Annotated in this window: 20 protein-coding genes; 3 read left to right on the top strand and 17 right to left on the bottom strand. The window is 73.1% G+C overall.

Translation table 11 applies throughout. The features are described from left to right. Positions 1–58: 58 nt before the first annotated feature. The 13 genes from ACOJUF_RS02115 to ACOJUF_RS02055 form a co-directional block, all read right to left on the bottom strand. The gene (locus ACOJUF_RS02115) at positions 59–1,657 is read right to left on the bottom strand and encodes a glycosyltransferase family 4 protein (RefSeq protein WP_420120212.1); all 1,599 of its coding nucleotides are present in this window, start codon (positions 1,655–1,657) and stop codon (positions 59–61) included. Then, positions 1,654–3,225 carry a glycosyltransferase family 4 protein gene (locus tag ACOJUF_RS02110; protein WP_420120211.1) on the bottom strand — a complete coding sequence of 524 codons (1,572 nt, stop codon included), beginning with the start codon at positions 3,223–3,225 and terminating at the stop codon, positions 1,654–1,656. Before ACOJUF_RS02110 ends, ACOJUF_RS02115 begins: the two co-directional genes overlap by 4 nt. Beyond that, entirely contained in the window at positions 3,222–4,058 is an 837-nt protein-coding gene (locus tag ACOJUF_RS02105; protein ID WP_420120210.1) for a hypothetical protein, read from the bottom strand. The genes ACOJUF_RS02110 and ACOJUF_RS02105 overlap by 4 nt, the downstream gene beginning before the upstream one ends. An 89-nt stretch (positions 4,059–4,147) precedes the next feature. Then, complete coding sequence (locus ACOJUF_RS02100; RefSeq protein WP_420120209.1) at positions 4,148–5,431, bottom strand: mannosyltransferase family protein; 1,284 nt, start codon at positions 5,429–5,431, stop codon at positions 4,148–4,150. Then, positions 5,421–6,917: a hypothetical protein gene (locus ACOJUF_RS02095; RefSeq protein WP_420120208.1), complete on the bottom strand. Its 1,497-nt coding sequence runs from the start codon at positions 6,915–6,917 to the stop codon at positions 5,421–5,423. Before ACOJUF_RS02095 ends, ACOJUF_RS02100 begins: the two co-directional genes overlap by 11 nt. A gap of 31 nt (positions 6,918–6,948) precedes the next feature. After that, a complete protein-coding gene (locus tag ACOJUF_RS02090) occupies positions 6,949–7,683 on the bottom strand; it encodes a glycosyltransferase family 2 protein (protein ID WP_420120207.1) in 735 nt (244 codons plus the stop codon). A gap of 40 nt (positions 7,684–7,723) precedes the next feature. Further along, positions 7,724–8,413: a class I SAM-dependent methyltransferase gene (locus ACOJUF_RS02085; RefSeq protein ID WP_420120206.1), complete on the bottom strand. Its 690-nt coding sequence runs from the start codon at positions 8,411–8,413 to the stop codon at positions 7,724–7,726. A gap of 138 nt (positions 8,414–8,551) precedes the next feature. Further along, positions 8,552–9,583, bottom strand: a complete 1,032-nt coding sequence (locus ACOJUF_RS02080) for an FkbM family methyltransferase (RefSeq protein ID WP_420120205.1) — start codon at positions 9,581–9,583, stop codon at positions 8,552–8,554. Between the two features lie 144 nt (positions 9,584–9,727). Further along, the gene (locus tag ACOJUF_RS02075; RefSeq protein WP_420120204.1) at positions 9,728–10,936 is read right to left on the bottom strand and encodes an ABC transporter ATP-binding protein; all 1,209 of its coding nucleotides are present in this window, start codon (positions 10,934–10,936) and stop codon (positions 9,728–9,730) included. Beyond that, complete coding sequence (locus ACOJUF_RS02070) at positions 10,936–11,859, bottom strand: ABC transporter permease (RefSeq protein WP_420120203.1); 924 nt, start codon at positions 11,857–11,859, stop codon at positions 10,936–10,938. Before ACOJUF_RS02070 ends, ACOJUF_RS02075 begins: the two co-directional genes overlap by 1 nt. A gap of 7 nt (positions 11,860–11,866) precedes the next feature. Next, entirely contained in the window at positions 11,867–13,441 is a 1,575-nt protein-coding gene (locus tag ACOJUF_RS02065; protein WP_420120202.1) for a glycosyltransferase family 4 protein, read from the bottom strand. Continuing rightward, positions 13,425–15,083, bottom strand: coding sequence for a glycosyltransferase (locus ACOJUF_RS02060; RefSeq protein ID WP_420120201.1), 1,659 nt, complete (start codon positions 15,081–15,083; stop codon positions 13,425–13,427). Before ACOJUF_RS02060 ends, ACOJUF_RS02065 begins: the two co-directional genes overlap by 17 nt. After that, positions 15,080–15,472 (bottom strand): hypothetical protein, encoded by a 393-nt coding sequence (locus tag ACOJUF_RS02055; protein ID WP_420120200.1) that lies wholly within the window; start codon positions 15,470–15,472, stop codon positions 15,080–15,082. The genes ACOJUF_RS02060 and ACOJUF_RS02055 overlap by 4 nt, the downstream gene beginning before the upstream one ends. A 93-nt stretch (positions 15,473–15,565) precedes the next feature. Between ACOJUF_RS02055 and ACOJUF_RS02050 the strand changes: the two genes are divergently transcribed. From ACOJUF_RS02050 to ACOJUF_RS02040, 3 genes are all read left to right on the top strand, one after another. Further along, positions 15,566–16,552 (top strand): GDP-mannose 4,6-dehydratase, encoded by a 987-nt coding sequence (locus ACOJUF_RS02050; protein ID WP_420120199.1) that lies wholly within the window; start codon positions 15,566–15,568, stop codon positions 16,550–16,552. Further along, positions 16,552–17,520 (top strand): GDP-mannose 4,6-dehydratase, encoded by a 969-nt coding sequence (locus ACOJUF_RS02045; RefSeq protein ID WP_420120198.1) that lies wholly within the window; start codon positions 16,552–16,554, stop codon positions 17,518–17,520. Before ACOJUF_RS02050 ends, ACOJUF_RS02045 begins: the two co-directional genes overlap by 1 nt. 166 nt (positions 17,521–17,686) lie before the next feature. Further along, complete coding sequence (locus ACOJUF_RS02040; protein WP_420120197.1) at positions 17,687–18,769, top strand: M15 family metallopeptidase; 1,083 nt, start codon at positions 17,687–17,689, stop codon at positions 18,767–18,769. A 56-nt stretch (positions 18,770–18,825) separates the two neighbouring features. On the opposite strand, the gene ACOJUF_RS02035 is transcribed toward ACOJUF_RS02040, so the two are convergent. The 4 genes from ACOJUF_RS02035 to ACOJUF_RS02020 all read right to left on the bottom strand — a co-directional run. Beyond that, entirely contained in the window at positions 18,826–19,401 is a 576-nt protein-coding gene (locus ACOJUF_RS02035) for an NUDIX hydrolase (protein WP_420120196.1), read from the bottom strand. 79 nt (positions 19,402–19,480) lie between these two features. Further along, positions 19,481–20,824: a coenzyme F420-0:L-glutamate ligase gene (locus ACOJUF_RS02030; protein ID WP_420120222.1), complete on the bottom strand. Its 1,344-nt coding sequence runs from the start codon at positions 20,822–20,824 to the stop codon at positions 19,481–19,483. Positions 20,825–20,906: 82 nt separating this feature from the next. After that, positions 20,907–21,941, bottom strand: coding sequence for a 2-phospho-L-lactate transferase (gene cofD, locus ACOJUF_RS02025; protein WP_420120195.1), 1,035 nt, complete (start codon positions 21,939–21,941; stop codon positions 20,907–20,909). 163 nt (positions 21,942–22,104) lie between these two features. After that, positions 22,105–23,012 (bottom strand): M18 family aminopeptidase (locus ACOJUF_RS02020; protein ID WP_420120194.1); only part of this gene is annotated, 908 nt, incomplete at its 5' end.

The following is a 23,012-nucleotide window of genomic DNA, read 5'->3' as shown; positions in this document are numbered from 1 at the left end:
CCGCCGGCCCGCCGCCGTTCGCCACCACCGGACGGGCGGCGCCGGCGGCCCCGGGCGGTCAGGCCGTCGGGTCGGCCTCCCCGGTCAGCGCGGCCCAGGTGTCGACGGCGTAGGTGTCCCAGGTCCGCTCCGGCCGGGCCCGCGCCTGCCGCCGCAGCTCGGCCAGCAGGTCGTCGTCCACCAGGAGGGCACGCATGGCCGACACCAGCGACTCGTCGTCCCGGGGGTCGACCAGCAGCGCGCCGCCGCCGTCGTCGGCGATCTCCTTCATCGAGCCGAACCCGGACGTGATGACCGGCGTCCCGCAGGCCAGGGACTCGGCCACCGGCAGGCCGAACCCCTCGTTGATGGACGGGAAGACGGTGAAACGGGCCACCCGGTAGGCCCCCCAGAGCAGGTCGTCGCTGGCCGCGGACACCGCCTCGACCGGGCGTCCGGCGTCCTGCAGGTCGGCCAGCGTGGTGGTGAACTCCTCGCTGTTCCAGGAGTTGCCGCCGATGAAGCACAGGCTGAAGGCCCGGCCCTCGCGCCAGAGCAGCTCGGCCGCGTGCAGGATCGCCAGGTGGTTCTTGCGCGGTTCGTGGCTGCCGACCACCAGCACGGCGGGCAGCGTCCCGACCGGGATGCGGGACCTAGCCAGCCGCATCGACTCCGCGGTCTCCGGCTGGGCCTCCGCGGGCAGGACCACCGGCTCGATCCGGGGACCGGACAGCCCGGCGCCGGCCAGCATCGCCCGCCACCCCAGGTACTCGACGCCGGCACCCTCGGAGATCGGCACGATCACCCGGGCGTAGCGCGCTGCGGCCAGGTTCCGGGCGAAGCCGGGCACCATGCCCTCGTGGGCGGTCTCGGCCGTGGTCATCGGCACCAGGTCGTACCCGATCATGTTCAGGCTGGTGCCCGAGTACTGGGCCATCGTCTGCAGGTGCCCGGCCCGCACCACCTCGGCGGCCAGCTCGGGCAGGATGTACCGGCACTGCCAGGGCACCAGAAGCGGGTCCCCGGTGGGGACGTCGGCCTCGTCGCCGCCGAAGCGGGCCCGCCGCCCCTCGTCGGGGGTGAGCAGCCGCATGCCGGACAGGTCCTGGTGCCAGCCGACCAGGGTCAGTTCGTGCCGCTCGAACCAGCGCCGGGTGACCTCGCGGGTCACCCGCTGGATGCCGGTGGCGAACCCGGCGGTGGCGGTGTGATGCACGTCGACCAGGGTCTGCCCGGTCAGCACCGTGACCTGGGGCCACGGGATGCTGCCCGACCCCGCCGGGTCGTCGCGCGAGGCCAGCACCAGCTCGGCCAGGGTGCCGGTGACGACCGGTTCGGCCCCGTCCAGGGCCGCGGTGCGCACGGCGGCCTGGACGCGGCTGCCGTCCGGGTACCGTCCGCCGAGCACCGCGAGCAGCAGCCAGGCCCGGGGCGCGTCGATCGGGGTCACCGTCCGGATGAGCGCCCGGACCACGTCCGCCGTCGGGACCGCGTCGCCGACACCACCCTCGAGCGCCCGCACGACCTCCTGCGCCCGCCGCCGGATGGCGTCCCGGCGGTGCTGCGGCAACGCGTCGACCGCCGCCGCCACCTCGGCGACCCGGTCGGGCGGGCCGTCCGCGCCGGGATGGGGGACGGCGGCCCGCCACCGCCGCGGGCGCCGCAGACGTTCGGTCACTGCGTCACCTGCCGTTCGGGCTCCACCAGTTGCTCCCACAGGTCGTCCGCGTAGTCCTTCCAGGTCCGTTCCGGCCGGGCGGCGATCTGCTCCCGCAGCTGCCGCAGCACCTCGTCGTCGGTCAGCAGGGTGCGCATCGCGCTCGTCAACGCCTCGTCGTCCCGCGGGTCGATCAGGATCGTGCCGCCGGCCGCGCCGCTCTCCGCGGTCGAGCCGAAGTCGGAGGTGATGACCGGGGTGCCGTGGGCGATCGATTCGACCACGGGCAGCCCGAAACCCTCGTGCAGGGAGGGGAACACCGTGAACCGCGCCGCCGCGTAGGCCGCATTGAGCTCGTCGTCGGTGACCGCGCGGCGGACGGTGATCGACCGGCCCGCCTGCCGGAGCTCGGCGGCCCGGCGGGGGAACTCGTCGCCCCAGCCGCTGCCTCCGATGAACACCAGCTCGAACTCCTCGCCCTCGCGCCAGAGCAGCTCGGCCGCGTGCAGGACGGCCAGGTGGTTCTTCCGCGGTTCGTGGCTGCCCACCACCAGGACCGTCGGCGCGGGTGCCCTGCCGGGCACCGCGGCATCCACCGCCGGGACGTCCGGGATCACGTCGGGGGCGCCCAACGGCACCTCGACCACCGTCGGCCCGACCAGGCCCTGGGTGGGCAGCGCGGCGGCGAAGCCGGCGATCTCGGAGGCGGCGGAGGCGGAGACGCCGGCCACCCGGGACGCGAACTTGATCGCCGTCAGGAACCGCACGAACTTGCTGGTGTCCTCGGTCGGCACCATGTCGGCGGACACCACCGGGATGGCGTCGTGGGCCACCGCGACCAGCCGGTTGCCCGAGTAGGAGCCGAAGGCGGCGAGGCGGTCGCACGCGGCCGCGGGCGGCACCTCGACCAGCACCAGCACGCTGCGCCACGGCACCAGCAGGCGGGTGGCGACCAGTTCGCCGAGCGGGCGGCCGAACTCGGCCTCCGGCCCGGCGGCGATGCCGCTCCACTCCACCACCCGGGCCAGCTCGGCCGGGAACAGGTGCCGCAGGGCCCCGGACTGGGCCGTCCACGCGGCCGGCACCACCCCGTGGTCGGCGGTCCAGATCGGCATCAGGCTGCGGGAGACCCGCTGGATCCCGGTGTGCAGGTCGTACTTGGCGGTGTGGTCGACGTCGACGACCACCGCCCGGTCCACGACGTCGATCGGGGCGGTCAGGTCCCCGGCCTCCGCGGCCAGCTCCAGCGTGTCGGCCAGCACCGACAGCACCGCGGCCCGCTCGCTGCGCAGCTGGAGCTTGCGCCGCGTCCGGTCGACCTGACCGCGCGAGGGGAACGCCGCGGCGACGGCGGTCAGCAGCAGCCAGATCCGGTCGTTGTCGGGCCGGGGGGCCAGCGCCCGCACGGCCGCCTCGAGCAGGTCGGCGACCGTGCCGGCCGGGTCGTCGCCGGCCGCCGGGGCGGCCCCGGGCAGCAGATGGACGGCCGCGGTCGTGAGGCGATCGGCCAGGGCCGCCTGCGCGGCCTGCGCCAGATCGACGTCGCTGGCCCCGATGAGGGCCGAACCCGGTGCGGCCGAGCGGGTCAAGACCGGCCTCGCCGGGTCACGCCGCGGACCCGGCGCAACGGCTCGGTCACCCGCCACGAGAACGTGTGCTGGAAGGCGTCGAGCTCGTCGCGCAACCGGTCGATCTCGGAGTCGACGACCTTGATGTGGTTGAAGTTCAGTTCGATCTGCTTGCGGAGGTTGCGGACCTCGGCGGCCCGCCCGGCCGTCGCGGCGCGGGACCAGGCATCGACCGCGAAGCGGCGCCATTCCAGGACGGCGGCCAGGTTGGCCTCGTCGTGCTCGTCGAGCCGCTCCGCGGTCGCCCGCAGCCGGACGTCGAGGTCGGCGAGCAGCTGGTCGCGGGCCAGGTCACGGTGGTAGACCACGTCGTCCAGCACGTTCGCGGGGACCGACAACGCCTCGCGCCCCGCGGCCGGCCGGCCGCGGTCGACCAGGAACAGTGAGACACCGTCGTTGAGGCACAGGTCGTACCCCTGGGCCGCGAACGGGTCCAGGACCTCCGGCGACGTCCGCGCCGGGACGGCCGCGGCGCTGTCCCGCAGGACCATCACCCACGGGCGGACGGTGTCGGGCAGGGCCTGCCCGAGCGTGGCGATGCGCTCGGCCGGCGGCCCGTCGACGACCACGAAGTGCAGGTCCCCCGGCGGCACGGCCAGGGCGTCGACCGGCTCACCCGCGGGCACCCGCAGGCCCGACCAGCCCAGCCGGGTGAAGGCGTGGCCGATCGACGACTCGGCCGGACCGCGCCCGCCGAGGTCGAGGAACCCGCCGGCGCGGACGTCCGGGAATGCCCGGTGCAGGACGACGTCCTCCCGGTTCGGCGCGAAGGACACGAAGGGTTCCGCAGTCACCCGGATAACTTAACGGTTCGATCGTCCGCGCCCGGCGCTGACCAGCGGGGCCGTCGCGGCGACGGTCGCCGCCGACCGGCCGGCCGGCCTCACCCGACCCACCGGGTGAGGGTGAACAGGGCGGTCGTCGCGACCATCCAGACGCCGGACAGGGTGAGCACCATCGAGGTGACCCATTCACGACGGCGGGCCAGGATCGCGCCGCCGATCACGAACAGCGGGAAGATCGTGAGGGTGTTGCGCATGATCGACAGGTAGCTGGCGTTGCTGGCGAGCACGAGCACCGTGATCAGGGTGAGGGTCAACTCGGCCCAGTAGCGGCGGTAGACCATGTAGCCCGCGGCCAGCAGGCACAGGGCGACGGCCGCGATGTCGATGACGAACTGGGCCCGCTGGAACGGGTCCGAGACCAGCCCGACGGCCTCGACGGTGTTGACCAGCGAGGTCCAGGGCGCCACCGTCGTCCGGCCCCAGCCCTCGGTCTGGGCGTGCTGCCAGGCGAGCGGGTCGCCGGTCCGGGCCCAGAGATACCCCAGGTAGGCGACCGCGCCGAGCGTGCCCACCCCGACGGCCAGCACCTTGTGCACCCGGAACGTCTCCTGCCGGCGGGCGACCCGGACCAGGAGCAGCACCAGCAGCGCCGCCGCCAGGAAGACGCCGTTGATCCGGGTCAGGGACGCCCCGGCGCACAGCAGGCCGGCGATCCACCAGCGCCCGCGCAGCGCGTTCCACCACGCGCCCAGGGCGAAGACCAGGTAGAGCGACTCGGAGTAGGCGGCGGACAGGAAGGCGGCCGCCGGCCACACCATCAGCAGCAGCGCGGCGCACACGCCGGCGCGGATCCCGGCCAGCTCCTGGGCCAGCCGGAACACCAGGACGGTCGCCACCAGCGAGCAGGCGGCACTGATCAGGGCGCCGGCCACCACGAGCCGGCCCCAGGAGACGTCGAAGGTCAGCGCGAGCGACGTGGCCCGCATGGCCAGCGGATAGCCGGGGAAGAACGCGCGCCAGGTCGACGACGTCCGCTCGCCGAAGTACCCGTTGCCGGCGATCTCGGCGAAGTAGCCGGAGTCGAAGGTGAACGGCAGCGACAGCACACCGGGCAGCCCGAACCGGAGCCGGCCGTGGCCGGCCTGGAACTGGTACTCCACGACGGCGGCCACGACGTAGCGCAGGGCGGTGAAGATCAGCCAGACCAACCCGCCCAGCCGCAGGGCCGGCCCCCAGGCCGACAGCTGGGTGGTGACCCGCCCGCGGGCCGCCCGGCCCTCCGGCCCGCCCGCCGGCCCGGTGACCGCACCGGCCGCGGCCACCGGTGGTGGTCCGGCCGGAGCGATCACGTCGGGAGACGCGACGGTGCGGTCATCCGCCATGGGGTGCGTAGATGTCGTACCCGCCGACCGTCACCTTGTCGTAGTCCTCCGCCGGCAGGGGCAGGTTCGGCGGCAGACCGGTGGTGTAGATGAAGAACCGCTCCGGCACGGGGACCTGGTCGAAGGCGGCGGCGTCGTCCGGGAACCGGATCCACAGGTCGGGCCGCACCTTGAGCTCGTCGTCGGAGAGGTAGTCGACCAGGTAGGTGGCCCAGTACTCGCCGCCGACGCCGACCGCGCCCCGATCGAGCAGGTACTGCGTCGCCTGCTCCGCGCCGGCGTCCGGTTCGGTGGTGGTCCAGCCGATGTCGTGGTGGATCAGCGGGATGCAGGCGGCGAGGGCCCACAGGGTGGGCACGACCGCCACCAGGGCCGGCGAGTGCTGGCGGCGCGCCGGCAGCAGCAGTCCCAGGGCGGCCAGCCCGACCACCAGCGGGGGGATGAACGGGAAGCCGTACCGGGCGTCGGCGTGGCCGACCAGGGCCGGCACCACGGCCAGCGCCGGGAACGCGAGCACCCCGCTGACCACCACCGGCAGCGCCCGGGACCGGAACCGGCGGGCCAGCAGGATCAACCCGACCAGCGCCCCGGCCAGGACCAGACCGACGATCAGCATCACCAGCCAGGCGTGACCGCCCAGCCAGCTCCCGTTGCCGGACCGCAGCCCGATCAGCCGCGGCATCATGTCGACGACGAAGCCGACCACCCGGCCCGGGTACGTCGACTCCAGCTGCGGGCCCGACGGCGGCCCGTTGCGGGCGATGAACACCAGCCAGGGGGACAGCCCGAGGATCCCGCCGGCCGCGGCGGGCAGCCACCACCCGGTGAGGGCGCGCACGTGCACGACCGTGGGCGGGATCAGGGCCAGCAGGGAGACAATGCCGAACATCGGGTGACTGAAGATGGCGAACCCGGCGGCGAAACCGCCCAGGAACGCGAGCCGGCCCAGATGCTCCTTGCGTTCCATCGCCCGGGTGGCCGCCAGGATCGCGATCACCTCGGCGATGAACCCGGTGGTGTAGCCCATGTACGGGCGGGTCCAGACCAGGACGACCGCCGCCGACATCGACCAGCCGATCAGCGCCGCGCACAGCGCCAGCGCCCGGGAGACGAACTCGCGGGCCAGCGCGTACAGGGCGACGGCGGCCACCACCGACAGGCCGATGGACAGCACCCGCAGGGTGACCGACCCGGACCAGATCGCCAGGAACGGCGCGAACAGGTACGACTCGGTGGCGGCGCCGTACTGGTTGCCCGAGACGATCGCCTTGAAGTCGCCGTGCAGGACGCCCCAGGCCTGCAGCCCGGTCGACGCCTCGTCGGCGTTGAGCGGGAGCAGCGGCGAGTGCATGACCCAGATCCGCACCCCCAGCCCGACGAGCACGGCGGGCACGCAGGCCAGCGCGTACACCAGCCACCCGTGCGGCTCGGGATCGGCCGGCCGCAGGTCGGCGGGCGGGTCGGTGACCTCGGGTGATCTGTTCACGGTGACGGGTCTTCTCCTGAGTGCTCGGGGGTCAGGCCCCACGGCCGGTGGACCGGATCCGGCGGGCGCGCAGCCGGTACCGCACCACCATCGCCATCATCTGGCTGCCCAGCCGGATCGTCTTGCCCAGATGTCCCGTCACCGAGGACTCGCCGACCCGTGGGTAGTAGTTGACCGGTACCTGCACGATCCGGGCCCGCCGGATGACGGCCAGCAGCAGCATCTCCAGCCCGAACGCCGAGCCGGACGTCCGGTGCAGGTCGGAGATGTCGCGGGCGCGCTCCCAGGACATGACCCGGAAGGTGCAACCGACGTCGCTGAGGTAGGCGGTGTTGTAGAGCACCTCGATGAACTTGGCCACCGCCCAGTTGCCCCAGCGCAGGAACAGGCCCATGTTGGCCCCGTCCCAGATGAAGTTGGAGACGGTGCGCGAGCCGACCACGAAGTCGCACTCGGCGGTGAAGGCGAGCAGCTTGAACAGGTCGCGCGGCTCGAAGGTGCCGTCCGGTTCGCAGACGCAGACCAGGTCGGTGGTCGCCTCCGACAGCCCGCGGGCGATGGCGGCGCCGTACCCCTGCCTGGTCTCCAGGATTTCCCGGGCGGCGGTGCCGGCGACTTCCTCCGACGTCCCCGGCTCGGCATTGTTGTTGATCACGATGATGTCGTCGACGATGCCGAGTTTGTCGAACGCATTGATGCAGGCGGCGATGCTGTCCTTTTCCCGGTAGGTCGGGAGAATGACGCTGATCGTCTTGTCGTGCCACATTGCTATCGGCTCCAGACGGGGGATCGGCGGCGGGTGCTTCTCACGCGCCGCCGGGTCGGCCCGCGACCAGCAGCATCTGCCCGGCCAGCGGCTTGACCGGCGAACGCAGGTACGCGGGGACCAGGAACGTCAGCCGCGAGGCGCGGCTCTTCATGGTCAGCGGCAGGAAGCGGGCGATGACGGTCTCGACCCGCCAGCCCAGCGAGGTCAGGTAGTCGTTCAGGGACCGGTCCGTGTAGATCGCCACGTGCGTGTAGTCGTCGAAGTACCCGCCCGGATCCAGCCGGAAATTGGGCTGGAGCAGGATCAAGCGACCCCGGGGCCGCAGCACCCGGCCGGCCTCGGCCAATAGCCGCTGCGCCTGCGGGCGCTCCAGGTGCTCCAACAGGTTCGAGGCGAAGACGACGTCGAAGGAGCCGTCCGCGAAGCGGGACAGATCGGTGCAGTCGCCGACCTCGGCCCGGACGTGGGACGCCGCGGCGGACCGGACCACCGCGTCGATGTCCATGGCGACGACGTGCCCGGCGCGGATGTTGTTCGAGAAGTCGCACCAGCCGGCGCCCAGTTCCAGCACCGCCGCGTCGGGTGCGACGAATCGCTCCAGGTAGCGGCAGATGTGCCGCCAGGTCGCCGTGCGACTGGAGTTGGGCGCCAGCCGCGTCTCGAAATACCCGGAACGGTAAACCCCGGAATCCGTATCGGGTTCTTCGTATTGTGTAACGACGATCACGTCCTGTATGCGGTGTGCATTCTTCCGGGGAACTGTACCGGAGAACGGGGCCGGTTCGGCCGGGTCGACACGGCCCCCGGGCCGCCGGCAGCGGAATTCGGCATCCCGAACGAAGACCGGTCGGAGCCCCGGCCGTGGTCAGGACGAGGGCTTGCGGGACGCGGTGCGCGCCCGGCGCAGAGGCTGCGTCATCCGCCAGGACAGCGTCTTTTTCATCGCCTCCAGCTCGGCGCGGGTCCGGGCCAGCTCGGCGTCGACGACCTGGATGTGATTGACGTGCAGGCCGATCTTGCGGTTGAGCTCGTCGATCTCCCGGCCCCGGGCGTCCAGGGCGGTTTGCCGCAGTTCCAGGGCGGCGGCCGCGTCCCTGGCGCGGGCCTCGCTCTCGTCGCGGATCCGGTCGCGCTCGGCGGTGAGCTCGTCCACGACGGCGCGCAGGCGGTCGACCTCCTGCTCCGTGACCACCTGCGGATACGGCTTGTAGGCGTCCAGGATGTTGGCCGGGGTGCTCAGCGATCCGTGCAGGTCGTCCCAGCGCTCGGCGGAGACGTAGAACCGCGACAACCCGTCGAACAGGCAGAACCGGTAGCCCGCCGCCAGCACGATGTGTTCCCAGGATTCGAAGGTCGGCTCGGTGGAATTGGGGCGGGTGGCCTCGACCACCATGACCCACGGACGCCAGCGGGTCAGATCGATCGATTCCAGGACCGACTGCTCGCTGCCCTCGGTGTCGATCAGCAGCAGGTGGATGTCGGTCCCCGCCCACCCGGCCGAGTCGAGGACGTCGTCGAGACGGGCGGCCGGAACCACCACGTCCCGGACGTTGAGACCGGCGTCGGTGTGCTGCTGCCCGACGTCGTCGACGACGGTCGAGAGCCCCGTGTCGGCGATCTGATGCAGGACGATCGTCTCGACCGGCTGGTCGGTGATGGCCGCCTCGAGCACCCGGTCCCGCGGCCGGACCTGGCGGAGCCGCTCGGCGAAGGCGGGAACCGGTTCCACCGCGATGCCCGACCAGCCGCGCTCGTAGAACGCGTAGGTGACCGAGTCGGCGATCGGATCGTTCGCCCCGACCTCGACGTACCGGCCGCCGGAAATGTGGCCCAGCGCCCGGTACAGCACCACGTCCTCGCGATTTTGGGCGTACGAGACGAAGGGCGGCGAATTCACGGCGTCAACCTACCGCGCGCCGGCTCCGGCGCCGCAGTTCCGGACCGACGAGTCGTGCCCCGGTCGGGACCGGCCCGCGCCGACCCGCGGGCGGCGCTGGGAGGGGCGCCGGTCACTTCCGACGCGGGCGCCGGTGCCGGCCCGTCACCGCACCAACTGGGCGTCGATGTTCAGGAAGCCGACCCCGCGGCCCCTGGCGTGCACGGTCAGCGGCGCGGCATTGGGCAACCGGTGCAACTCCACACCACCGTCGCGGGCGATCGCGGCGTGGATCGTGTACTGACCCTCGCCCAGCCAGACCGCCGGCAGCCGGAACGTGTGGGTCGACTCGCCGCTCAGCGGCGGCAGGTCGATCCGCATCAGCTTGGTGTTCGTCCCGTAGACCACCTGACCAAGCATGCTGTCGATACCGATGCCGAGCACGGCATCGGACACCGTTCCGTCGACGGCCGTGCGAACGGTCACCAGGATGGCCTCACCCGGCTCGATCTGGCTCAACGGCACACCGTCCGGGCCGTGCAGCGCGACCGACGTCACCCGGGCACCGGCGATCTCCTCCGGCGACTCCTCCCGCTGCTGGTCGATGTCCTCCTGGCGCATCACCTCGAAGTCGGCCCGCAGGTGCCGCAGCGCGTCCACCGGGTCGCCGTCGAGGACGATGTTCCCGTGTTCCAGGACGACCGCCCGGTCGCACAGGTCGGCCACCGCGTCGAGCCCGTGGGTGACCAGGATGATGGTCCGGCCCTCGGCCTGGAACTGGCGGATCCGGTCCATGCACTTGCGCTGGAACGGCTCGTCGCCGACGGCCAGCACCTCGTCGACCAGCAGCACGTCCGGGTCGACGTGCACCGAGACCGCGAAGGCCAGCCGCACGTACATGCCCGACGAGTAGAACTTCACCTGGGTGTCGATGAACTGCTCGATGCCGGAGAACGCGACGATCTGGTCGAAGAACTTGGCGGTCTGCTTGCGGGACAGGCCCAGGATCGAGGCGTTGAGGTAGACGTTCTCGCGGCCGGTCAGATCCGGGTGGAAACCGGCGCCCAACTCGAGCAGGGCGGCCAACCGGCCCCGGTGCTCGACCGTGCCGGAGGTCGGCTGGAGGATGCCGCCGATCAGCTTGAGCAGCGTGGACTTGCCCGAACCGTTCGGCCCGATCAGCCCGACGGTCGACCCGCTGTAGATCTCCAGGTCGATGTCGCGCAGCGCCCAGAAGTCGTCCTTGTGCGCCTTCGACCGCCCCATGTTGACCAGCCGCTCCTTGAGCGACTTCTCCTTGCGGATGACGAACCGCTTGCTGGCGCCGGCCACCTTGACGACGGTGACCTGGTCGGCACTCCGGTGCACGCTCATCACAGCTCCTGCGCGAAATTGCTCTGCAGACGGGCGAACACGCGTTGGCACAGCCACAGCAGGGGCAGGCCGATCGCGATGGCGATCAGGATCCGGACACCCAGGTCCGCGGGCTGCGGCACCCCGGCGCCGGCCACCCAGATGCCGCGCTGGAAGGCCAGGACGGCCAGCGTGACCGGGTTGGCCAGATACAGCTCGTTCAACAACTGCGAGTGCAGGGCGTCGTGCACGAAGCTCCACGCGTAGACGATGGGCGAGAGCCAGAAGCCCACCATCAGCGCGACCTCGACCAGGTACTGCACGTCTCGCAGGTACACGTTGATGGCCGACAGCAGGAACGCCGCGGCGGTCGCGTAGATCAGCAGCAGGACGGTGCCCAGCAGCACGTACCCCCAGCCGAGCAGGGACGGCGGCTCGCTGGCGATGAGCGCGGCGACGAGCAGGATGACCAGCTGGATCACGAAGTTGAAGAAGGCCGAGCCGATCACCGAGAGCGGGAAGACCTCGCGCGGCAGGTAGATCTTCTTCACCAGACCGCCGTTGGCCACGATCGACCCCGTGCCGGTCGAGACGATCTCGCTGAACAGCCCCCAGGCGGTCAGCCCGGTGAAGATGTAGATCGCGAAGTCGGGGATCGATCGGGCCGCGCCGAGGAACTGGCCGATGGCGATGTAGTAGATGAGCAGCTGGGTCAGCGGCCGGATCAGCGACCACAGAAAGCCAAGGGCGCTGTCCTTGTAGCGGCTCTTGAGCTCGCGCTTGACCAGCAGGTCCAGCAGCTCGCGGTAGCGCCAGACCCCGCGGACGGAGTCGGCCGTGCCCCCGATGAACCCGCTGACCGGGCCGGCGGGGACCAGCGGTGCGGCCGCCAGCCGCGCGGTGCGGGTGTCCTTCTGCGAGGTCACCGGTTTCTGGGACGTCACTGCCTGGTCACCTTTCCGGGTTCAGGATCTGCCACGCCTGGTCGGCGTACTCGTCCCAGGTGCGGGTCGGCCGGCCGCGGGCCTGGGTGGCCAGCCGCTCGAGCTCGGCGTCGTCGGTCAGCAGCGTGCGCATCGCCGCGGCCAGGGCGTGGTCGTCGCGCGGATCGACCAGCAGCGCGCCCCCGTCGGCGGTGATCTCCCGCAGCGAGCCGAAGTCGGAGGTGATAACGGGCGTGCCGCAGGCGATCGACTCGACCACCGGCAGCCCGAAGCCCTCGTTGAGCGACGGGAACACCGTGAAGCGGGCGAGCCGGTAGGCGGCGAAGAGCAGGTCGTCGGTCGCCGCCGAGATCGTCTCCACCGGCCGGCCGTGCCGCTGCAGATCCGCCAATCGCTCGGTGAACGCCTCGCTGCTCCAGGCGTTGCCGCCGATGAAGGTCAGGCTGAACGCCAGGCCATCGCGCCACAGCAGTTCGGCGGCGTGCAGGACGGCCAGGTGGTTCTTGCGCGGCTCGTGGCTGCCCACCACCAGCACCATCGGCAGGCCGGCGACCAGCAGCCGGTCCGCGCCGGCGGCCAGCGCATCGGCGGAGGCATCGGCACCCGTGTTCGGCAGCAGGCAGGCCGTCACCCGCGGGCCCGGGATGCCGATCTGCGGCAGCATCGCGGCCCACCCCCGGTACTCGACCGCGGCCGCCTCGGAGATGGTGGCCACGGCGTTGGCGTGGCGGACCGCGGCCAGGTTCCGGGCGAAGGCCGCCGGCATCCCCGGCCCGCAGGTCTCCGGCACCGTGATCGGGCACATGTCGTAGCCGATGACCGCCAACCGGTTGGTCGAGTGCTGCGCCAGCGACAGCAGGGCCCCGGTGCGGGCCGGCTCGGTGGCGAGCTCCGGCAGCAGGTAGGAGCAGCCGACGGGCACGAGCACCGGGCCGGGCTCGGGGTCGACGACGGCCGGGCCGCCCCAGCACGCCCGGCGGACCTCGTCCGGGGTGAGCCGGCGCAGCGACACCCCGTCGGCGTGCCAGCCGACGAACACCACGTCGTGACGCTGCGCCCAGCGCCGCACGGCCTCGCGGGTGACCCGCTGGATGCCGGTGGCGAAGCCGACCTTGGCCGTGTGGTCGACGTCCACCAGGGTGGCGCCGGCGATCACCTCGACCGGGACGAACGGCCCCTTGTCCAGCAGCCGGGGCAAAGGCCCGCTCCAGACGGTCATCCGCAGCACCGCGACCAGGCCGTCGACCTCGGCGGCCCGGCGCGCGGCGAGCACCTCGTCCGAGGTGGGCAGCCGGCCGCCGAGCACGGCCAGCGTCAGCCAGGCCCCGGAAGCGTCGATCGGGGAGTCGAGCGGGGAGTCGATCGGGGTGAGCGCATCGATCAGGGTGTCGACCAGCGCGCGCGTGCCGGGATCGGCCGGTCGGGGCACGCCCAGGGCGTCCAGCAGCGTGCCGATCCGGCCCGTGATCGACGCGCGGCGCGGCCCGCCGTGCCGGTCGATGTCCCGGACCAGGCGCCGGGGGGTGTTGCGGGCGTCGGCCGTGCGCAGGCCGTGGGCGGCGAGTCTACGAGTGACCTTCAACGTCTGTCGTCCCGGAAAGGTCGCGAAGAACCGGTCGAACAATGGTGTCCCATAGCTCGTCGGCATAGTCCTGCCAGCTCCTCTCGCGGCGTGCCCGGATCTGCGCCCGCAGCCGGTCGATGTCCTCGTCCGAGGTCAGCAACCGCTCCATGGCCGCGGCCAGGGCCGCGTCGTCCCGTGGATCCACCGTGATCGCCCCGCCGTCCTGCGCGATCTCGGCGGTCGATCCGTACGAGGTCGTGATCACCGGTGTCCCCAGGGCCAGCGACTCGGCGGCCGGCAGCCCGTAGCCCTCGTGCAGCGACGGGAAGACGGTGAACCGGGCCCCGGAGACCGCCGCCCGCAACTGCGCGTCGGACAGTCCGGTGCGCAGGCCCACCGTGCGCCCGCGATGCTGCAGCCTGCGCACCCGCACGAGGAATTGCTCGTTCGAGCCCGGGCTGCCGACGAAGGACAGCCGGAACCGCACGCCGCGCTGCCACAACACCTCCGCCGCATGCAGGATCGCCAGGTGGTTCTTCCGCGGATCGTGGGAGCCCACGACCACCACGTCGGGCACCCCGTCCGTCAGCGTGCCCGAAGAGGGCAGACGCGGCGCGCCCGGATCGGTTGCCCGGATGCCCGGGCCGGCCGACGTATCACCGGCCGGGGCGGTGTCCGGGGCGTCCTGCACCGCGAACTCGACCGGCAGCGGCACCGCGGTCACGGTCGGCCCGGTCAGGCCCTGGGCCGAGAGCATCGAGGCGAAGGAGGCGAACTCCGCGGCCGACGAGCGGCTCACCCCGGCTATCCGGTCGGCGAACTTGACCGCCGACAGGAAGGTCATGAACTTCTCCGGCTCCTCGAGCTCGAGCGTCTCGGCCGAGAGCAGGGGGATCGCGTCGTGCCCGACGAGGACCAGTCGGTTGTTCGAGCAAGCGCCGATGGCGGCGATCCGGGGGGTGACGTCGACCTGCGGCACCTCGGGCAGCACGACGACCGAGCGCCAGGGCAGCACGACGTGGTCGTCGGTGTCGGCGACCCGGTCCGGTTCGTCGGCCCCGCCGTGGGTGGTGCGGTCGGCCGTCCACGCGAAGATGCGGGCCGCCTCGACCTCGTCCAGCGGCCGCATCGCGCCGCGGGCGTTGGTCCAGGCGACCGGCAGGATGTCGTGCTCGGTGTGCCACAGCGGCACGGTCTGGCGGACGACCCGCTGGATCCCGGTGTGCAGGTCGTGACGGGCGGTGAAGTCGACGTCCACCACGACCCGGCCGACCGCGACGCTCACCCGGGCCAGCGGGGTGCCGGCGGTGCCGACGGCGGCCATCGCGTCCTCGAGCAGGGCGATCGCGGTCTGCTCCGGGTCGGCGAGCTCGATGCGGCGACGGGTGCGATCCACCTCGTCCCGGGTCGGGAAGGCGGCGGCCAGTCCGGCCAGCACCAGCCAGACCCGGTCGTTCGTCGGGTGCGCGTGCAGTTGGTCGGCGATCGCGGACAGCACGGCGGCGGTGTCGGACTCGGGGGAGCCGGCCGGCGCCGGCAGTTCGTCCAGCAGCACGGTGCCGACCGCCCGCACCCGGCCGGCGAGCGCCCGGCGCACCAGATCGGGATCGGGCAGCGTGCGGACGACGGGGCCGGCCGGGGGGACCGCGCCGCGTCTCATCGGGCCCGTCCGGGTCGCAGCCGCCGGACGCCGCGCAACGGGGCGGTCACCCGCCAGGACAGGGTCTGCCGGATCGCCCCCAGCTCGACGGCCAGCTCGTGGGCGTGCCCGCGCAGGTCGACCAGCTCGGCCCGATCGGCGGCCGCGCCCCGGCTGCCGTCCGCCCAGGCGGCCACCGCCCGTTCCTTCCACCGCAGCGCCGAGACCAGCGCGGCGTCGGCCTGCCGGTGCGAGCGGCCCACCTCGTCGGCCGCCCGGCGCAGCGCCGAGACCAACTCGCCGGCCGCCGGCGGGACCTCGCCGGCCTCGATCCGGTCGGCCAGCGCGCGCAGCGCAGCGCTCAGGGCGACGTCCGCCTGGCCGTCGGACACGGCACGGTTCTCGGTCACCTGGACAAAGTACCGGGGCGGTGGGCGCTACCATCCGCTGCACGCTCCGCGTCATGTCGCGCGGCCGACCCCAGGATGGGAGAACCTCTTTCCATGCCACGCGCCCTCATCACCGGAGTGACCGGCCAGGACGGCCTCTACCTCGCGGAGCTGCTGCTCGGGAAGGGGTACGAGGTCTTCGGCCTCGTCCGCGGCCAGAACAACCCCAAGCGCGAGCTGGTCGAGCAGCAGGTGCCGGGGGTGCAGATCGTCACCGGTGACCTGACCGACCTGTCGAGCCTGATGCGGGCGATGACCACCGCCGCGCCGGACGAGGTCTACAACCTCGGCGCCATCTCGTTCGTCGCGTACTCCTGGGAGAACGCCCGGCTGACCAGCGAGGTGACCGGCCTGGGCGTGCTGAACATGCTGGAGGCGACCCGGCTGTACAGCGGCGACGACCTGAGCCGGGTCCGGTTCTACCAGGCCTCCTCGTCGGAGATGTTCGGCAAGGTGCAGCAGGTGCCGCAGTCCGAGGCGACGCTGCTCTGGCCGCGGTCGCCGTACGGGGTGGCCAAGGTCTACGGCCACTACATGACGATCAACTACCGCGAGTCGTACGGCATGCACGCCTCGTCCGGGATCCTGTTCAACCACGAGTCGCCCCGGCGCGGACCGGAGTTCGTCACCCGCAAGATCAGCCGGGCCGTGGCCCGCATCTCGCTGGGCCTGCAGGACTCCATCTCCCTGGGCAACCTGGACGCCAAGCGCGACTGGGGCTTCGCCGGCGACTACGTGGACGCGATGTGGCGGATGCTGCAGGCGCCCGCCGGCGACGACTACGTGGTGGCGACCGGGGAGACCCACTCGATCCGGGAGTACCTGGACATCGCCTTCGCCCGCGTCGGCATCGACGACTGGTCGGACCTCGTCGTGGTCGATCCCCGGTTCTTCCGGCCGGCCGAGGTGGATCTGCTGATCGGCGACGCGACCAAGGCCCGCACCGAACTGGGCTGGGAGCCGCAGGTCTCGTTCCCCGAGCTGGTCACCATGATGGTCGACGCCGACCTGGACGAGCAGCGGGCGCTGGCCGGTCGGTAGTGGGGCAGACGGGGAGGCGGACGGCCTTCATCACCGGCATCACCGGGCAGGACGGCGGCTACCTGGCCGAGCAGCTCCTGGTCGACGGGACCTCGGTGCACGGCTTGCTCCGCTCGGCCGCCGAGGTCGCCCCGACGGCCGCGGCCTACCCGGGCGTGACGCTGCACGTCGCCGACCTGACCGACACCGCGGCCGTGGCCGGCCTGCTCGCCGAGATCGGGCCGGACGAGATCTACAACCTGGCCGGCATCTCGTCGGTGGCCGGGTCGTGGCAGGAGCCGGTCGCCACCGGGGCGGTCTCCGGGCTGGCCGCGGCCGGGGTGCTGCAGGCCGCCTGGGAGCTGGCCGAGCGGCACGGCGGCACGGTCGCGGTCGTGCAGGCCTCCAGTGCCGAGATCTTCGGCAACCCGGCCGCCGCCCCCCAGACCGAGGACACCCCGATCGCGCCGGTGACGCCGTACGGCGCGGCCAAGGCCTACGCGCACCACATGGCCCGGGTGTTCCGGGGCCGCGGCCTGGCCGCCTCGACCGTCATCCTCTACAACCACGAGTCGCCGCGCCGGCCGCCGGCGTTCGTCACCCGCAAGATCACCCAGGGGGCCGCGCGGATCGCCCGCGGGGAGCAGGACGAGCTCGCCCTGGGCAACCTGGACGCCCGCCGCGACTGGGGGTGGGCGCCGGACTACGTGGACGCGATGGTGCGCGCCGCCCGGCACCCGGTCGCCGACGACTACGTGATCGCGACCGGCCGGGCTCATTCGGTCCGTGAGTTCGTGGCCGCGGCCTTCACCGCGGCGGGCATCGACGACTGGGAGCGGTACGTCCGGGTCGACCCGGCGTTCGTCCGGCCGGTCGACGCGGTCGAGCTGACCGGTGACGCGACCCGCGCCCGGACCGCACTGGGGTGGGCGCCCACGGTCGGATTCGACGAGGTCGTGGCCCGAATGGTCCGCGCCGACCTGCAATAAATCGTGGCCCGCCGCCCGGCACCTGTGCGCCCGCTGTGCGTCGGTGCGCGATGCGAAATGACGGGGTATCGTCGCGCACGAATGAATTCCTGATCCGCCCACGGCGAATTGTGCCGGATGTGCAATTCATCCGTCACGGCCGGGGCGCCGCCGAAAGGAATCCGCCATGTGCGAGCACCACGCCGGAATGTCCCGCCGCGCCGCGTTGCGGGTGGGCGCGCTGGCCGCCCTGGGTGGTGCCGCCCTGACCCTGCCGGCCGTCCGGCCCGGGTCGGCCGCCGCGGCGGTGCCGGTGTCGGGCGAGTGCGGCCCGCTGCCGGACGACCCGCACTTCGCCGCCCGGACGTCGGTGGCCCGGACGTACGCCCTGGATGCGGTCGAAACGTCCTACAACGGTTGGCCGGTCGGCACGCCGGCGTCCGCGATCGGGGTGGCGAACTACACCGTCCCGGGCACGTCGGTCGTGCTGCCGGTCAAGTCCGGCGACGTGGCGACGGTGCTGATGTACGTCGCCGGCCGCTTCAACGGCGAGGTCGAGGCGCTGCGGTCGGGGCAGTGCTGGGGCTACAGCTACCGCAAGAATGTCAACAATCCGAGCGTGTGGTCCAATCACGCTTCGGGTACGGCCATCGACCTCAATGCGGTGCTTCACCCCAACGGGGCGAAAGGAACGTTCACGGCCGGTCAGGTCGCGTCCATTCGATCGATCCTGTCATTCTGCGGCGACGTCATCTATTGGGGTGGCGATTATCGGGGCACGACCGACGAAATGCATTTCGAGATCGACGTCGCGCCGGGAGACCAGGCGCTGCCGGCGCTGGTGAACAAGATCAACGGCGGCAGCCCGCCCTCCGGCGGCCAGGTCGTCGGCATCCGCGCACGGGCCAACGGTCAGGTGGTGTGCGCGGACGCCGCCGGCGGCGCCCCGCTGATCGCCAACCGCGGCGCCGTCGGGGCCTGGGTGACGTTCACCATCGTGCCGCGCGGCGGCAACAACGTCGCCCTGTGGTCGGCCGCCAACCGGCGCTACGTCTGCGCCGACAACGGCGGTGCCTCACCCCTGATCGCGAACCGGTACAGCGTCGGACAGTGGGAGACGTTCCAGATGGTCACCAACACCGACGGCAGCTTCAGCCTGCTGTCGTTGGCCAACAACCGGTTCGTCTGCGCCGACGGCGGGGGCAGCTGGCCGCTGGTCGCCAACCGCAGCGCGGTCGGGTTGTGGGAGTCGTTCGACCTGATCCGCTGATCCGATCCGCCGAGTGACCCGGCGATCCGGCCGTCCCGGGGCCCCCGGGGCGCGGCTCAGCGGGCGGTCGCGGCGGCGACCAGCTCGCGGTCGCCCGCGTCGAATCCCGGCGGGAGCGCGTCGACCGGCCAGAACCGCAGGTCGTCGGACTCCTCGGAGATGACGGGGCGGGCCCCGGCGGGTGCGACGACCCGGAACCGGACGTCGAAGTGCCGGGTCGGGACGCCGAGCGAGCAGGTGACCGGGTGGATGTCCAGGTGGACCGGCACGGGGTCGATCCACAGGCCGTCGATGCCCGACTCCTCGGTCGCCTCCCGCAGCGCGGCGCCGGCCAGCGTGGCGTCGGTCCGTTCGCAGTGACCGCCGAGCTGGACCCAGCGCCCCAGCCGGGGATGCAGGGTCAGCAGGGCCTGGCGGCGGTCGGGGGTCAGCACCAGGGCGCTGGCCGTGATGTGCCCGGGGGCGCAGCGGCGGCGGGTCGCGTCCGGCCGGGCGGCCAGGAAGCCCAGGAAGCCCTCGCGGACCGCCGCCTGGCCCGGCGTCGGCGCGGGCCAGGCGGCCAGCACCGCGGTGACGTCGGCGTGCAGCGCGGCATCGGCGTCGGTGACGTCGGCGATCTCGATCGTGCTCATCGGAGCCCCGGGTCGCGGCGCCCGGTCCGTCGGAGCCAGGTGATCGGTGCGGCCCCGCCGGCGCGCGTCCGGTGGCCGCTCACCGCAGGACCAGGCCGCCGCCGGCCGGCGGGCGGGGCCGGTCGATCGGGTCGGCCGGGTGCCCGACGGCCACGGCGCCCAGCGGCTGCCAGTCGGCCGGCAGGTCCAGCACGGAGTGCACCACGGCCGGGCAGAAGATGGTGGACGAGATCCAGGCCGAGCCGAGTCCTTCCGCGGCCAGGGCCACCAGCAGCGCCTGCACCGCCGCCCCGCCGGCCACCGTGAACATCGTCCGTTCGGCGTCCCGGCGGCGCTCGTCCGGGTAGTCGTGCCGGCCATCGCCGGTGATCAGCGGGACCAGGATCTCGGGGGCGTCGCGCAGCACCCGGCCGCGGCCCGTGCGCCGGGCGATCCGGTCGGCGTCCCAGCCGTCGTCGGCCAGGTCGGCCTCCCAGGCCGCCTGCATCGCCTCGAGCAGGGCGTCCCGGTGGTCCCGCACCCAGACGAAGCGGACCGGCCGGGTGTGGTGCGGGGCCGGGGCGGTCAGCGCGATGTCCACGCAGCGGGCGATCGTCGTCGGGTCGACCGGGGCGTCGGCGAACGTCCGCACCGTCCGGCGCAGCAGGACGGCCTCCCGGCGGCCCTGCTCGATCGCCAGGTCGGTGCCCAGCCGGAACAGGTCCTCCTCCCGGGGCCGGATCAGCGCGCGGGCGGTCCCGTGCTCGGAGTCCGGCGCCCGCTCGGGCCGGGGCAACCCGCGGGCCACGGCCACCGGAACCTGCCCGAGCTTGCCCTTGACCAGGTCGCCGGCGGCGGCGAGCTCGTCGGCGACGGCCACCTGGGTGACGACCAGCTCGTTGCCGTGCCGGTCGGTGTCGCCGCGGTGGTCGGCCAGCACGGGCAGCCCGGCGGCGCCGATCGCCACGTCGGTCACCCCGAGGCGCCAGGCCCGGCCCTGGGTGTCGGTGACGATCACCGCGATGTCCAGCCCGCGGTCGGCGAACGCGGCCCGCAGCCGGGCCGCCGACGCGTCGGGGTCGTCGGGCAGCAGGGCGATCTCGTCGGCCAGCACGTTCGACGCGTCGATGCCGGCGGCCGCCGCGACGATCCCCAGCCGGTTCTCCACGATCTTGGTCCGGCCCATCTGGGCGACCAGCCGCACCGACTCCTGGTCGATGAGGCGGCGCCGCAGGGCGTCCCGGTCGTCCGGGTCGGTGGGGGAGGGGACCAGCCGGCCCTCGACCTTGCTGACCACCTTGGACGTGACGAGCAGGACGTCGCCGTCGGCCAGCCACGGCGCGGCGTCCGCGATCGCCGCGGCCAGATCGTCCCCGGGCCGGAACTCGGGCAGTCCGGTCACCGGCCGCAGCTCGAGCCCGGCCGGCGCGGGGGCGTCCGGCACCGGGTCGGGGCCGGCCGGAAGCCGGCCGGCCGCGGCGGCCCCGGCGGTGGGATCCGGGGTGGGATCCGGGGCGGCGGCGCGATCAGCCACGGCCGGTCACCCCCGCGATCGCGGCGCACGCGGCGACCATGGCCGCGGTCCGGTCCGGGTCGGTCATCAGCAGCGGTTCCGCGGCCACGGCGACCCCCGGGATCGTGGCGGTCTCGCCCTCGGCGATCAGGTAGGCGTCCAGCAGGCCGCCGTCGGACCGGGCGCCGTAGTGCCGGCCGACGCCCTGGGCGCTGACCGGGACCCCCACCGCCTCCAGGCACCGGTCGGCGTGCCCGCGCACCGGCGCGCTCCCGATGATCGGGGAGACACCGACCACCGGGGCGGGCGTGGTCCGGATGGCCTCGGCCACGCCGGGGACGGCCAGGATCGGCCCGATCGAGACGACCGGGTTCGACGGCGCGATCAGCACCAGGTCGGCCTCGGCGATCGCGGCGAGCACCCCGGGCGCCGGAGCCGCCTCGGCCGCGCCGATGGGAGTGATGGACAGGGCCGGCGGCTTGGCCTGGTAGCGGATCCACCACTCCTGGAAGTGCAGGGCGACCAGTGGCGGGGACTCGCCGGCCGGGCCGGGCAGCGCCGCCGGGTCCTCGACGACCACGTGCGTCTCGATCCGGTCGTCGGACATCGGCAGCAACGTGACCCCGGGCTGCCAGCGGCGGCACAGGGCCTGCGTCACGTCCGAGAGCCGGTACCCGGCGTCCAGCATGCGGGTGCGCACCAGATGGGTGGCGATGTCGCGGTCGCCGAGCGAGAACCAGGGCGCCTCGGCGTCGTAGCCGGCCAGTTCGCCCGAGACGGTCCAGGTCTCGTCGGCCCGCCCCCAGCCCCGCTGCAGGTCCGAGATGCCGGCCAGGGTGTACATGCAGGAATCCAGATCGGGGCAGATCTGCAGGTTGTGCAGCCGGATGTCGTCGGCGGTGTTGACGACGGCCGTGACCTGATGCCCGTCGCCCGGGTCGCCGTCACCCGCTCCGGCCGGGCCGAAGGCCGGCCGGCCCAGAAACCGTTTCACCCCGAGCAGGAACTTCGCACCGCCCACGCCGCCGGCCAGAACCGCGATTCTCACGACTGCCGATCCTTCCAGACGCCCGTCCGGCCCGTCCGCCGCGTCCGGCCGGGCGTTCCGTCGGGCGCCCGTGCCCGTGACGCTGATCATCCCGCCGTTGTCCGCCGCGCGGACCGGCCCCGACGGCGAGTTGATCAGCGGCGGCCGATCCGGTCGGCCCCGGTCAGCGGGGGGCCAGGAACGCGGTGAGCGCGTCGGCGTACATCACCTGGTCGGCGACCCCGCACAGTTCGCGGACCGAGTGCATGGACAGGGTGGGCGCGCCGAAGTCGACCGTGGTCGCCCCGGTCAGCGCGGAGGTGATCGGCCCGACCGTCGAGCCGCAGGGCAGGTCGGACCGGACGACGAACCGCTGGACCGGCACTCCGGCCTGCTCGCAGGCCAGTTCGAAGGCGGCGGCGCCGACCGCGTCGGTGGCGTACCGCAGTTGGCTGTTGATCTTCAGCACCGGGCCGCCGTTCATCGCGATGCGATGGTTCGGCTCGTGCTTCTCCGGGTAGTTCGGGTGCGTCGCATGGGCCATGTCGCCGGACGCCACGACGGTGCCGGCGAGCGCCCGCAGCACGTCCTCCCGGCCGCCGCCGGCGGCCAGCACGATCCGCTCCACGGTGGTCGCCAGCAGGGTGGACTGGGCGCCGCGCTCGGAGACGCTGCCGACCTCCTCGTGGTCGAACAGCGCCAGCAGCGTGCGGTGCGGGGTCGCCCCGGCCCGGATCAGCGCCTGCACCCCGGCGTAACAGGTGGCCTGGTTGTCCAGCCGGGCCGAGGCGATCAGCGCGCGATCCAGCCCGATCCGCCGGGCCGGGGTGAGGTCGAAGGCCATCAGGTCCCAACCCAGGACGTCGCCGCGGGCCGCCCCCAGCCGCTCGGCGAGGAACCCGCGCAGGTCGCCCGGCCGGTCGCCCAGCCCCCAGTGCGGCGCCAGGTGCAGCTGCGGGTTGAGCACCAGGCCCTCGGCGTTGACGCCCCGGTTGAGGTGGATGGCCAGCTCCGAGACCCGCAGCAGGGGTTCGTCGATCCGCAGCAACCGGGTCGCCGGGGCCGGTCCGGCCCCGCGCAGCGCGACCCGGC

It is taken from the genome of Nakamurella sp., assembly GCF_048594475.1.
GTDB lineage: Bacteria > Actinomycetota > Actinomycetes > Mycobacteriales > Nakamurellaceae > Nakamurella.
The sequence above is the reverse complement of the archived record's forward strand: the minus strand, read 5'-3'. Positions and strand labels throughout refer to the sequence as shown.